Origin of the sequence: uncultured Cyclobacterium sp. (assembly GCF_963976465.1) — a bacterium.
Classification (GTDB): Bacteria; Bacteroidota; Bacteroidia; order Cytophagales; family Cyclobacteriaceae; genus Cyclobacterium.
The window spans coordinates 1-13,178 of record NZ_CAXBOC010000008.1 but is presented as its reverse complement, the minus strand read 5'-3'; the positions used below and the strand labels follow the sequence as shown (position 1 = coordinate 13,178).

At 41.4% G+C, this 13,178-nt stretch carries 18 protein-coding genes; all 18 read left to right on the top strand.

Annotation, left to right across the window (positions count from 1 at the left end; all coding sequences use genetic code 11):
* Positions 1-252: 252 nt before the first annotated feature.
* The 18 genes from AAC037_RS01200 (at position 253) to AAC037_RS01115 (ending at position 12,845) form a co-directional block, all read left to right on the top strand.
* Complete coding sequence (locus tag AAC037_RS01200) at positions 253-759, top strand: hypothetical protein (protein ID WP_339790161.1); 507 nt, start codon at positions 253-255, stop codon at positions 757-759.
* Between the two features lie 488 nt (positions 760-1,247).
* Positions 1,248-1,763 carry a hypothetical protein gene (locus AAC037_RS01195; protein ID WP_339790158.1) on the top strand — a complete coding sequence of 172 codons (516 nt, stop codon included), beginning with the start codon at positions 1,248-1,250 and terminating at the stop codon, positions 1,761-1,763.
* Positions 1,764-1,841: 78 nt separating this feature from the next.
* Entirely contained in the window at positions 1,842-2,591 is a 750-nt protein-coding gene (locus AAC037_RS01190) for a helix-turn-helix domain-containing protein (protein WP_339790155.1), read from the top strand.
* A gap of 5 nt (positions 2,592-2,596) precedes the next feature.
* The gene (locus AAC037_RS01185; RefSeq protein ID WP_339901016.1) at positions 2,597-3,094 is read left to right on the top strand and encodes a hypothetical protein; all 498 of its coding nucleotides are present in this window, start codon (positions 2,597-2,599) and stop codon (positions 3,092-3,094) included.
* Positions 3,095-3,129: 35 nt separating this feature from the next.
* Positions 3,130-3,678 (top strand): hypothetical protein, encoded by a 549-nt coding sequence (locus tag AAC037_RS01180; RefSeq protein WP_339901014.1) that lies wholly within the window; start codon positions 3,130-3,132, stop codon positions 3,676-3,678.
* A 181-nt stretch (positions 3,679-3,859) separates the two neighbouring features.
* Positions 3,860-4,474, top strand: a complete 615-nt coding sequence (locus AAC037_RS01175; protein ID WP_339790150.1) for a DUF4136 domain-containing protein — start codon at positions 3,860-3,862, stop codon at positions 4,472-4,474.
* The gene (glgX, locus tag AAC037_RS01170) at positions 4,461-6,557 is read left to right on the top strand and encodes a glycogen debranching protein GlgX (protein ID WP_339790147.1); all 2,097 of its coding nucleotides are present in this window, start codon (positions 4,461-4,463) and stop codon (positions 6,555-6,557) included. The genes AAC037_RS01175 and glgX overlap by 14 nt, the downstream gene beginning before the upstream one ends.
* A gap of 272 nt (positions 6,558-6,829) precedes the next feature.
* On the top strand, positions 6,830-7,165 hold the full coding sequence (locus tag AAC037_RS01165) for a hypothetical protein (protein ID WP_339901012.1): 336 nt from the start codon (positions 6,830-6,832) through the stop codon (positions 7,163-7,165).
* A gap of 251 nt (positions 7,166-7,416) precedes the next feature.
* Positions 7,417-7,791 (top strand): cytochrome c, encoded by a 375-nt coding sequence (locus AAC037_RS01160; RefSeq protein ID WP_339901010.1) that lies wholly within the window; start codon positions 7,417-7,419, stop codon positions 7,789-7,791.
* A gap of 12 nt (positions 7,792-7,803) precedes the next feature.
* A complete protein-coding gene (locus tag AAC037_RS01155; RefSeq protein ID WP_339790137.1) occupies positions 7,804-8,973 on the top strand; it encodes a hypothetical protein in 1,170 nt (389 codons plus the stop codon).
* 11 nt (positions 8,974-8,984) lie between these two features.
* Positions 8,985-9,296: a hypothetical protein gene (locus tag AAC037_RS01150; protein ID WP_339790134.1), complete on the top strand. Its 312-nt coding sequence runs from the start codon at positions 8,985-8,987 to the stop codon at positions 9,294-9,296.
* On the top strand, positions 9,296-9,640 hold the full coding sequence (locus tag AAC037_RS01145) for a cytochrome c (RefSeq protein ID WP_339790132.1): 345 nt from the start codon (positions 9,296-9,298) through the stop codon (positions 9,638-9,640). Before AAC037_RS01150 ends, AAC037_RS01145 begins: the two co-directional genes overlap by 1 nt.
* Before the next feature lie 197 nt (positions 9,641-9,837).
* Entirely contained in the window at positions 9,838-10,419 is a 582-nt protein-coding gene (locus AAC037_RS01140) for a hypothetical protein (protein ID WP_339790129.1), read from the top strand.
* A gap of 35 nt (positions 10,420-10,454) precedes the next feature.
* Positions 10,455-10,817: a DUF302 domain-containing protein gene (locus AAC037_RS01135; RefSeq protein WP_339790126.1), complete on the top strand. Its 363-nt coding sequence runs from the start codon at positions 10,455-10,457 to the stop codon at positions 10,815-10,817.
* Between the two features lie 151 nt (positions 10,818-10,968).
* Positions 10,969-11,181: an SHOCT domain-containing protein gene (locus tag AAC037_RS01130; protein WP_339790123.1), complete on the top strand. Its 213-nt coding sequence runs from the start codon at positions 10,969-10,971 to the stop codon at positions 11,179-11,181.
* Entirely contained in the window at positions 11,178-11,522 is a 345-nt protein-coding gene (locus AAC037_RS01125) for a P-II family nitrogen regulator (protein WP_339790121.1), read from the top strand. Before AAC037_RS01130 ends, AAC037_RS01125 begins: the two co-directional genes overlap by 4 nt.
* Positions 11,519-12,352, top strand: coding sequence for a universal stress protein (locus tag AAC037_RS01120; RefSeq protein ID WP_339901007.1), 834 nt, complete (start codon positions 11,519-11,521; stop codon positions 12,350-12,352). Before AAC037_RS01125 ends, AAC037_RS01120 begins: the two co-directional genes overlap by 4 nt.
* A 4-nt stretch (positions 12,353-12,356) precedes the next feature.
* Entirely contained in the window at positions 12,357-12,845 is a 489-nt protein-coding gene (locus AAC037_RS01115; RefSeq protein ID WP_339790115.1) for a hypothetical protein, read from the top strand.
* The last annotated feature ends 333 nt before the right edge of the window (positions 12,846-13,178 follow it).

Sequence of the window (13,178 nt, the reverse complement as noted above, 5' to 3'; positions counted from 1 at the left end):
AAAAATGATCAAGATCATGCCCGGCATTTGACCCTCGTCACAAACGAGGGCTTACATTCTTAGTAATTTTGAGCTTAGTAGATGGCGATGACATGTTATTTTCATGCAAGGAGTAGAAAACAACCGGACGAGTGAAAGAGCAAACGAAATGAATTCATGAAAGTATGCTCCAATGTGTAAACATAAGCATCCATGGCCTATTTGTTATCAATAATGCTAGTGATTTTAAATGTAATATCAAATACAAAGCACATGAAAGCCTTAAAAATTGCTTTAGCTATTGTGGCGGCATCAACTATCGTTTCCTGCCATATGAACAATGAACTAGACCACCCTGTTCTATCGGGCCAAGTGGCAGGTACCTACAATGGGACGCTGAGATCAAGCTTGTTACAGACCGAAATGTCGGCAACGACTGAAATTACTTCAATTAATGATTATACGATTGAGGTTCACTGTTACAGTGCTGATGTTGATACCACATTTTCCCTTGAACTATACCCCGACGGAGATATTATGAGATCATGCTTCACGGACAGCGATTTCCGCAATCGGTATGGTCACAACATATCGGCCAATCATCACATGATGGGAAGACTGGGCAACTGGACCTCCTGGCAACAGCATATGACAGCAGAGCATGACGTCGGCGATGAGCACTTCGGCAATTTCGATATAAAATCCAGGACATTCAACTACACGTTTGATTTTCTGAGTGCTGATGGGGGCTACTCGCAGTATTTCACTGGCCAAAGATAACCGGGAGCCGTTCACGGCAAACGTTTAAACGGTAAGCAGAGCTTGTAATTTTAGACTGCTCCTTGAAGGGACGAAAATCAACTCAAAGCAATTGCTTTGTGATGCACATTTCTATCAGTCACTGTAACAATCAATGCGCTGCTTACCTTCAAATACTTATTTTTGCTCTCTATCATCCTACATTTTGGTGGAATGGGTCAGGGTAGGCAGCAACAGATTGCAACAACCCCTGCAAGCAACTGAGGTAATAATACCCCGACAACGATCGTAATCTCTGACCTGCCTAGATATGATATAAATCATTTTCTCAGCCAAAACACGTCATACTATGCCGCAAAATGACTCGCTACATTTGAAATGCAATGGGTTGGAGGAAATCGCAGCAAGTCATTCATACTAAAGGCAGCCTAATTAGCAACGAACCCCTCTCATTACAATCAATTTGGATTTTACCGATCTGATAAATTCTTTAAATTTTTGCATTATCCATGATCATTAGAAAATTACGTAAAGCACAAATGCAACTGGCTCTTAGCCTGGTTGTCGCTCTTTCGGGAGTATTTGTCTGCAATTCTCTCTGTGATCTCGGCATTCTGGATATAAGAATGCACTCAGGCAAATCCACCGATGTAGCCCATAACCATGAAGGAACAGGTGGTCATGGTCATACGGATATTAATAGTAATCACCATGCCGATCACAGCTCAGATGACGCAAATCATAACGATAAACACGCCTATCAAAGCGATCTGCAACAACAGCAGGACAAAGATGAATGCTGTGATGAGGAGACAAGCCTGCTGCTGGCCAGCCTCGTCAAATATGACGTACAGAAATTTGAAACCGAGAAAGTCCCCGTATTACTTTATGTGGCCGTCTGCGACGTCAGGTTTACAATTTTTTCTGTCAATAAGAACATAAGTCTTTTTCAACTAAACAGTTCGCTTTCCCCGCCCATAAGAGGGGCTTTTAGGCGCATTCTGTATCAGTCCTTCCTCTGCTAGATAAGCAATATTGATTATTCGGAATTCCTCCGGAGTAGGAGATTCTATGTCTCATTTTTTAGTTAAATCAATATTGTCATGCAAACTATCACAATACAAATAAAAAACATGGTGTGCCCCAGGTGCATCCATGCGGTTAAGCAGATCCTTCTTGAGATGGGCATACCATTCACTGAAGTGAATCTAGGTTATGCGACCCTCAAAACTAATGAGCTCCCTGACCTTGACCGGATCAATGAAAAGCTGGAGAAGCTTGAGCTGGGCTTGATCAGGAACCAGAATGCACTCACCGTCAAAGGGATCACTGAGGCTGCCCGTAGCTATATGGAGAATATCAACTTGCTGGGCCGAAAAGAAAAGCTCTCCGACTACATTTCAAAAGAACTCGGAAAGAATTATCACCAGCTTAGCAAGCTATACAGCCAATATTGCGGCATCACCATTGAGCAGTACTTTATTGATCTGCGAACCAATAAAGTTAAGGAACTTATCAAGCAGGGTGAGCTCAACTTTAGTCAGATCGCCATCACCGTGGGGTGCAGCAGTATCTACTACCTGTCCGGGCAATTCAAAAAATGCACCGGTTTGTCCCTTACGGAGTACAGAACGAAATGGGAAGAAGAGGTCAGAAAATCCTTTACTAAGGCAATATCTGAAAAACCAGTGCCCGATGAATGCGGATGCAGGGAATGCCATTGTGGTGAGGCTCAAGCTGAACTCCCAAAGGAAATAGGTTTGGCACCACTTGACTTGCGTACCAAGGGGAGCTATGGATTGGGGAGGATGCATGAAGGCCATCGGGAGTATAATGCTTTTGTAAACCTATAGCTAAAATGAAGACTTTAAATGCAGGATTGAAGACATTTCAATCCATACAGGGCTATTTTATAGCTGATCGCAGGACGCTCCACTTTATCCAATTAAATCGATGTTTGTGGGACCGAGCAAGTGTCATCTCAAAAATTGGTACACTTCATTTAACCAACCATATTCCTGACACCAGATTGAATGAGGTCCAGGAGAGGTTTCTTAGAGATGATGTACGGACCGGGATTGAGAAACAAACAATTGAGCTATTTGACATTTTGTGTGAGGACTTGTCATTCATTCGTGAAATAAAGTACGTCGTCTCGTATCTCCTATGTGCTCACGATCCCTTGATCTTCCCAATTTGGGATTCCAGAAGAAACCAGATTTTTCAATGGGAGGCACGACGAGAAGTCACCTCTTACAATGAATTGAAGGAAAAAATTGATCAATGCAGATCAACAAATGGGTGTGAAGCACTAGACTACTTCGAGTTCAACAAACTATTGTGGCTATGTGAATGATGACTATGAAACTGTATCATAAAAATCATCAAATAATGCTCACTAGATGTTTAGCTACGGGTCTGTTTGCCCTGGTTTTATCGGGTTGTTTTGCTCAGAAATATTATACAACCGAAAAGGGAAACGTCCATGCATATTTTAAATATCATGACACATTCGAAGGGGCGGCTAGCAATGAAGCAGAGGTTATTTTCAATCGAGATTCTAAAACGATTTGGGTGACTATCCGTTGTTCAGCCCTCAGTACTGGAAACAGGAGAATAGATCGGCATCTTTTTAGGAAAAACGGGCATGAGTTTGTCGTAAAAACTGTGATCCCACTTACAGGAATTCTTTACGATAAGGAAGAGGTATTACAGCTTTCGTTGAACGGACGGATATTCAATAAGGTGAAAGGAGAATCACTGAGCCTCTCTGGAAAGTTTGACTTCAGCCAAGCCGAGTCCAGTGAGACATTCGATTTTCACCTGTATTTCGGCATCGATAGCAAATGGATGGGAGATCGGTTTTTGCAGCATTCCGATTATCCCGTGATCAATATTCAAGTGGCAGCAAAATTGGCACCGGTCACTGAAATGAAGTAATTGAGCTTGCTGAAGATAAGCTTTTGTAGGGTTGAAATTCGTTAAACTTTAGTCAAAACTTCATGAGACATGGGCAGCTTCTGCCCGTTAATCAAGCAAAGGAAATACATTATACTGAGGAAGAATTAGCCTGGTTTTCGCTAATTCTTCTTGAGATATGTAAAAGATAAATCAAGTAAGTATGATCTATAAAAATAGCCTCATTTTAGTTGGTATCGTTGCGGTGGTCGTTTCCTGCAATGTTTATAAAGAAGTCCAAGTCTTCCAAAATAAGGAAGTTGATTTTGGACAATATAAGTCATTCGCATGGCTACCTGAAACGGACCAACCAGGTGATACTGCGACTGCAGACGATTTTATTAGAAAAAGAACCCGAAATTATTTTCGGCACTGCATTAGCCAACGTGCTCTTAGACCCGACACAGTTAATCCCCAGCTTTTGCTGAGTATCGAATGGCTCAGTCATTCCAGAGAAATTAATTTACCTCCAATTTATGATCTGCCGGAGTTCTTCGATGTTGGATATTACTATGGTCCGGCTCCTGATTACACTGGCCGAAAGCTCACCAGTAAAGCCGGTCATTCGAATTTATATTTAAAACCCGAAAGTTTTCAATATATACATGGTGGCGTCAAATTCACGGTCATCGATAGGCAAACCAACCAGGTGATATGGGAAGGGGTTGCTCAAGGGGATTTGTACGGCGAAAAGGTAATATATGAGGATTTACATCCAGCCATTCACAAGATGATGAGGAAGTTTCCATTAGAAGTCCTGGAAAATGATAACAATTGACAAAAGGAAAAAAGACAAGGTGACCAACTACGAGGTTTCGATAGGAGATCCGAACCCATTGGGAGCGACAGTGGAAATGTCAGGTGTAAATTTTAGTATTTACTCCAAAAATGCGGTAAGGATTGATCTGTGCCTCTTTGAAAACGAGGACGATGGAGAGCCCTTTCAAACAGTCTCTCTTAAGTCCTCCGCAAATCATAGTTTCCATTTTTGGCACGTATTTATCAGCGATTTGCCTGTGGGTACTCTTTACGGTTACAAAGTTCATGGGCCTTTTGAACCCGCTAGTGGGCTCAGGTTTGACCCGTCCAAGTTGCTGCTAGATCCTTACGCCAGGGCAGTTGTTACACCAAAAACATATCGCAGATCATCATTTATTGAATTTGGGCAAATGGAACCAGGATATGGCCGGAGCATGAAATGCGTTGTAGTTGACCCGAAAGCGTTTGACTGGAATGGTGACCAACATGTGCACCACCCCTATTCACGGTCAGTTATCTATGAATTGCATGTGAGGGGATTTACTCGTAATCCAAATTCTAAAATAGAAAAGTCGAAACAAGGCACTTACACGGGCATCGTGAAAAAAATACCCTATCTGAAAAAACTGGGTATCACTACGGTTGAACTATTGCCCGTCGTCCAGTTTGATAGCCAGGATACCGTCAACGAGTCCCTCGCCAACTACTGGGGCTATTCCCCGATTGCTTTTTTCGCACCACACAATGGGTACTGCTTTTGTGACCACCCTAATGTGATAGCGGATGAATTTCGAAATATGGTAAAGGCTTTCCATAGGGCAAATATTGAAGTGATTTTGGATGTTGTATTTAATCATACCGCTGAAGGAAATGAGTTTGGACCAAAACTCTCCTTCAAAGGCCTTCAAAATGACACCTACTATATCTTAAATCGCGAATCGGGATGTTTTATGGATTTTACTGGGTGCGGCAATACCCTAAATACGAATCATTCTGTAGTGCGCCGATTAATTATGGACACTTTGAGAAGGTGGGTGGTCGAAATGCACGTCGACGGATTCCGCTTTGATCTGGCCTCGATCATGTCTCGAGACGAACATGGAAATCCAATGAAAAATCCTCCGATTCTGTGGGAAATAGAATCCGATCCTGTGCTGGCTAGCACGAAGATCATAGCTGAAGCATGGGATGCAGGAGGACTCTACCAGGTAGGATCATTCGTCGGCGACAAATGGGCCGAATGGAACGGACGATTCAGGGACGACATCAGGCGCTTTCTGAGAGGAGACAATGGAGCTGTCAGTGATTTTGCAAATCGCATCGCTGGCAGTCCTGACCTTTACAACAAACCCTTTCGGGATCCAAACCGGAGCATCAACATGGTCACGTGTCATGACGGATTTACGCTCAATGACCTGGTGAGTTATAATCATAAGCACAATGAGCCCAACGGGGAAAACAACCGGGACGGGTGTAACGAGAATTATTCCTGGAATCATGGGGTGGAGGGGCCAACTTGTGATCCTGAAATTGAAGCCTTGCGTCTGAGACAGATCAAAAACTTTATGGTGTTACTCTTGTTTTCTCAGGGCACACCCATGATCTCAATGGGAGACGAGGTAAGACGTACGCAAGGCGGAAACAATAATACCTATTGCCAGGACAATGAATTGAGTTGGTTTGACTGGAACCTGGTGGAGAAAAACAAGGATTTGCTCACTTTTGTACAGCATTTGATTCGGTTCAACCAGTCCCAAAAGATATTCAGAATGGAAAGATTCTGGGGGGAAAAGCCTGAAAGAGGGAGTGAATGCATCACCTGGCATGGCGTGAAACTCTTTGGGCCGGACTGGAGCGACCATTCCCATTCCTTAGCCTATCAACTCAAAGAAGAGTTTGGAGACTATCAATACCATTTCATGGTCAATGCCTGGCACCAACATTTGACTTTCGAATTACCCCAAACCGATCATCAGTGGTACAGGATCGTAGATACATTTCATGATGATTCATTTAGCCCGTTTGGGAGGAGCCCGGTGGTCGAAAATACCTGTAAAGTCATGCAAGGCTCATTGACCATTCTGATGTCAAAACTTTATTGAAGGGCTCCTCGAATGAATAGAAAAACACTGCATTATGTTTTAAGAATTTCTGCTTTTACCAGCCAATAAATACCTTAAATAATAGCCAAAATATGGTAAACGAAGTAATGATCCGTATTCTTAAATTTCAAAAAAAAAGAATTAACTGAGACAAAATAATGAGAGAATGTATCAATTAGAAATCTACCTTTCACGTCGGGTGGTGAGAGTCTTTACAATAAATTTTTAAACCAAATTTTACAGATATGAAAACGTTCAAACTGACAATTGCTATGCTGTTAATTAGTGCAGTCTGGTCATATGCACAAACAATTCCGATGACCATGTTCGAAAAAATTGAAAATAACCAGGTTCCTGCAGCAGTACTTAAAACATTTGAGACAGAGTTTGGCCAAGTCAAGAACGATATCCAAAAAGGGGCATGGTATGCCCACTTTGAGCATACCGTGGATAAGCCGGCCGATCAGGGGACTGCTGGAACATCACGGGCGATTCCATTACACTATAGCTATATCGGCAAAATGGATGGAAGGAAAGTTGAAATTAAATTTACACCTGAAGGAAAGCTAGCCACTACCAAAGGTTTAGAAGAGAAAACATCTAATTGATAAATTTGTTGGTCTGTTTCTTGTCGGTGCTGGAAGACAGACTTTCTGGCACTTTTTTTTTGGCAACAATGGGTTGCTATGAGACCGAAACTGAATCACACAAATTAAAAGATTGGCAATTCACTTCTTATCATGATTTCTTGAATCATAGTCAAAATAAGGTAAACTGACATGAGCTTTTTATGGATAAGTTTATCACATGGTTGATTCATAAAAAATCATTATTAAGTAGCATTTTTAAAAGGAAGGGTATGAAAGGAATATTAACAATTTTCATTGTCGGACTATTTGCATTTTTGCAAACTCCATGGAAAGCACCTGTAGAGGCAGATACACTTAAAAACCCGATGCTTGGGCAGGAAGAGGCAATAAAAGAAGGAAAGAAACTTTTTGCAACATATTGTGCCATATGTCATGGCGACAAAGGCAAAGGTGATGGAGTAGCGGGAGCAGCACTTAATCCAAAACCTACCAATTTGACAACAACGACCTTTCATGCTCAAAGTGATGGAGCTATTTTCTGGAAAATCACAGAGGGAAGAGCGCCAATGGCATCTTACAAAGCCACACTTTCTGAAGAGAAAAGGTGGCAATTGGTCAGTTACTTGCGAACACTGAAACAATAAATTTTTGGACTTATGAAATACAAATACTTATTAAGCTCCTTGTTGATCATACTGGTGTTAGTTGAATCAAACGCACAGAATCAATCTGGGATACTCGACCCCAAACCAGGCAACAGCCGATTTTTACTGCGTGGCTATTCTGATGCAACGTTTATGTCCAATGATGAAGAAACTACCTTTGGGAATGCACGGTTTGTACCCCTGTTTCTCTACAAACAATCTGACAAACTGTTCTTCGAAGGAGAATTAGAATTTGAAGTTGAGGACGGTGAGGTTAAAGTTGCTCTGGAATACGCAAATGTTAACTATAGCCTTGCTCCTAATTTAAACCTAAGAGCAGGTGAAATTCTAATTCCATTTGGAATATTTTTCGATAGACTGCATCCATCTTGGATTAATCGTTTACCTACCGTTCCACTTGGGTATGGTCATGATGGTACACTGCCCACTTCTGACTTGGGAGCAGAAATCAGAGGTGCATCATACCTTGGGGGTGTGAAGTTTAACTACTCAGTATATGTTACCAATGGTCCGAGAATTGAGGATGGGGAGGATGAAGCAGAAGAAGTAGGGATGATAGTGCACGAAGGGAATGAGGATAATAACAATAACAAGGCAATAGGAGGGCGTTTAGGAATATTCCCTCTTAGGGATCAATCACTTGAAATTGGTTTTTCTGCTCAGTCAGCTAAGCTCGGCAATCGTGGATCAGAACTGGAAGAACTAGGTGCCCTTCTCTATGCCTTTGACTGGACGTACGTTAGAAAAGTATCCTTTCTAGGTGGAGTTATCGATCTTAAAGGACAAGTCAACTTCATCAATATTGACGATCACACATACACTATTGAAGAAGGTAGCGTGATGGAGTCCTATACCTTCGAAAACAAGTCAAACTCAACCTTCTTTCAGCTTGGCTATCGTCCCACTTTTGGACCAAGCCAATTCATTAAGAATCTGGAGCTTGTTGGGCGCTATTCCACGTTAAATACGCCTGAAGAAGCACCTTGGGCGTCAGAGAATACACAATTGGCATTAGGACTAAACTATTGGATTGATTGGAGGACGGCCGTCAAGTTTGCTTACCAAATGGACAGTATGACCGGAGGACACGCTGAAGATGGTGAGGAACCTGAAGCACTGGATGTGAACACTTTTTATATTCAATGGACAATTGGCTTTTAAACCCAAAGAAGATGAAGGATATAAATAAAATACTACTCTTAATGTCCGTTGTGGCTTTTACAGCAATAGTTTTTACACAATGTGCCTCGCAGCAAAATGTTATAAGTGCTGGTAGTGCCACGAAAGGGGTACCAGAGTACGTTTTACAGAAAAGTGGTGCTCAGCTATGGGCAGAGTCCTGTATCAGGTGTCACAATACTGCCTCTCCAGCCACCTTTAGTGATGTGCAATGGGACGTGGCGGTTAAACATATGGAGATACGGGCACAGCTAACCAGGGTGGAGGCAGAAAAGGTTGTGGAGTTCTTAAAGTCAGCCAACTAATGGGACTGTTATCGGGATATTCGGTTTCTTCAGTTAAGATTATACTCTTAAGCCTTTTCTTTCTTACAGTAACGAAGACCTTCTCGCAAAATGGAGAACTACTTTTTACTCAAAACTGTACCGCCTGTCATACCATTGGCGGTGGGCCGTTGGTTGGTCCTGATCTCAAAGGAGTCTCAGAAAAATATGAGGAAAGCTGGCTTTTGAAGTTTATTCAGTCCTCTCAGACGATGGTAAAGGCTGGTGACGAACAGGCTGTAGCCACCTTTCAGCAGTACAACATGGTACCTATGGTGATTTTCCTTTTAAAGTTGATGAAGTTAAAGCAATACTGGACTATATAGAATCAAAGAGCACTGTGACAGCAACAGTTGAACCTGAACAACCGGAACCCACTGCAAAAGAAAATAATGCCTCGGTGTTACACCCTGATAAAAAATCATTGGACTACTATCATCCTTACAAGAGATTGATGTTTTGGTCATTTACGCTGGCAATAGTGACTGCTTTAGTTTTAATATATTTCACAACACGGTCATAGATGGGAAGTAGCTCTTTGGTTAAAACTACACTATTCCTAGCATCTGTTATTGCTATGATTTTCTCAAATATTAATTTGGCAAAAGCTCAAAATCAATATCACACTACAAATGGTCGCGTGATATTGACAGTTCCGGTAGGTGATTCAGTAATCAACCTTCATTCGCAGAAACTTTTAGTGGAACTTGATTATAAGGAGGCGAACTTCAAAATGAAGCTACCCATCATTTCGCTGCATTCAGGAGCAGATTCACTAGATACTATCATTTCATCCTTGGAAGATCAAGAGGTTACACTTGTGGGTAAGCTATACATCGAAAACAGTAATGATAGCCAGGATAAAATAGATACATCTAAGCACCCTCCCATGACTTTTGAGTTCAGTGCAAAGATGAGCTACAAGCAAACTAATCTGCCCGTAACGGGAACAGGTTCCCTGGAACATATCGAAGGGGGATCACACTTGAAATGCATTCTGGGTCTGACATTTGGATTTAAAGCCGATTTTCTTCAAAGTAAGCCATTGGAAAACGAAAATATCAAAGTTCATATACACCAGCTGGTGTTAGATCAAACATTATAAACTATCAGGTTTCATGAGAATATTATCACAGTAAATTGATCAAAGACGCAGAGTTTGAAGAAGTGATCGACCGAGTGGTTAAAGAACTAAAAAAAGAAGGGTTTGGAATTCTTACAGAAGTAGATGTACAGGAGACCATGAAAAATAAACTCAATATTGAATTCAGCCACTATAAAATATTAGGTGCCTGCAACCCTGAGTATGCTTACAAGGCATTAAAGGCCGAAGATAAAATTGGGACCATGCTTCCTTGCAACGTCATCGTTCAGGATCTCATGGAGGGGTATATTGAAGTTTCTGTAGTTGATCCCATTAGTTCCATGCAGGCCATCTGCAACGAAAATCTTGAAATAGTGTCTTTGCACATTCGCCAGAAATTACTTGATGTTTTACACTAAGCTATTGATGTTTTGAAAGCAAAATATCATACATCAAAGACAAGATTTCAAAAATGGGAAGCGTGACAATGTGCTAATTTTGGATAGTGCAAATCAGTAATGGTTTGATACGGTCAGATTACAATATTTCAAAATTTAAAAAGCACATATTATGCATTGGTTTGAAGGACACTATTGGGGTATGCACATCATCTGGTGGGTAATCTGGGTGATTTTTATCATTTGGATTTTTGCTACACCGTGGGACATACCCGGACAAAGAACAAAAAAGGAGACACCATTAGACCTTTTAAAAAAGAGGTACGCCAAAGGAGAAATCAGCAAAGAAGAGTATGAAGACATAAAAAAGAGCCTGCAAAAATGAAAGAAATAAAAGCTTTCGTCAGGCCGGACCGATTATCAGATATCGTAAATCATCTGCGAGAAGAAGGGTTTTGTTGCTTAACCGTTTTTGAAGGAGAAGGTACAGGACATTATACTGATGAGCGTAAAGACTTTCCTTCGTTACGACACCCATTTTCTCATGCCAAAATTGAAAAGCTAGAAGTAGTAATACCCGACCAGAAGGTGGACAAAGCAATGGAGATCATTCATAAATATGGAAAAACGGCTCATTCCGGAGATGGCATCATTTACATAACAGAGGTAATGGACATGGTGAAAGTTAAAACTTTAGAACCCGACTTGGAGAACAGAGACTTATGAAAAATATTTTAGTTCCAACTGACTTTTCAGAAACAGCTAACCGGGCTGCGGATATTGCCATTGCCTTAGCAGAGAAATCAAGTGCGGAGATTCATTTTTTGCACTTACAGATCACGCCTGTGCCTTGGGTCGAACTTGATAAGGAGAAGGAGCAGCGATTTCCCGAAACATTAAAGGAAATTGGGCATGCGAAGAACGAGCTTAATAAACTGGTAAAGAAAGCGGAAGCGAAAGGGTTGAAGGCGGCGCAGTTTCTCGTGTTTGATGTAGGTCGAGAGGAAATCCTCAAACATATTCCCTTTCATCACCACGATTTTGTAGTGATGGGTTCGCACGGTGCATCCGGTGCAAAAGAACTGTTTGTCGGATCCAATGCTCAAAAGGTATTGAGAGACGCTACCGTTCCCGTGTTGATCATCAAAGAAAAGTCTAAATGGCCTGTTAAAAACGTAGTTTTTGCATCCAATTTTGAAGAGGATGTAAAAGAACCCTTCAAAACAGTGGTGGAGTTTGCCGATCTCAATGAATCCGGCATTCACCTACTTTATGTCAATGTGCCATTTTCATTTGAGGAGACGGACAGAAGCCTTGAGAAAATGCATGCTTTTCATGAAAGCTGTCCTCGCGGAGGAACCTGCACAACCAACATCTACAACTCGTTAAATGAAGAACGCGGCATTCTAAAGTTTTCCGAATCTGTAAATGCCGACCTTATTGCTTTAACTACGCATGGTAGGTCCGGCTTTTTTAACCTGATAGGAAAGAGCATTACCGAAAACCTGGCAAACCATGCAGATATACCAATACTAAGCATTAACCTTAACCGATAACGATATGAAAAATATTTTAAAAACAATGGTGACACTTACTTTATTGATCACGGCTTTATCTGCCTGTCAGCAACAGAAGGATGTAAGCACATTGTTAGAAAAACATGACACCCGAAATGAAATATTTAATACCATCATTTCCGATCATGAATATGCTGAACAATTGATAACTAAAATGATGGAAGATGATCATACTAAAATGATGATGAAAGGAAACCAGGAAATGATGGGTATGATGATGTCAGAGAATGAAGACATGACGGCCATGATGAAGGATAATCCGGAAATGATGCACGGCATGATGAGCAATATGATGAATATGGCTGAGGCAGATTCATCAATGTGTGCACACTTGATGACTATGATGAAAGATAAACCCAATATGATGGGACAGATGATGGAAATGATGCACAAAGAAGGCATTATGGACAAGGAAACGATGATGAGAAACAAAGTAAAGATGGGGAAAGAAAACCATCCCGGCCACCACTAAAAACCTGAAGTTATGAGAAATCACATGTTTTGGATGCTGGTAGGATGCCTGGGGTTATTCCTACTGCTATTCCTGTTGCCGGTTTTCGGCTTCAACGGGACAAATTCGCTGTTTATCTTCCTCATTATTTTTTTCGTGGCCCACCTATTTATGATGGGAAGTCATGGAGGACACGGAGGCCATCGCGGCCATGGTAGCAATCAGGAAAATCAATCTAAAAACGAAAATGATCATGCAACACATAAACATTAAAAGATTCGCACTGGCCTGGGGGGTAACAGGTGTGGTATTCTACCTGGGCTGTATTATACTGATGGCCACTGTAGGCCGTGA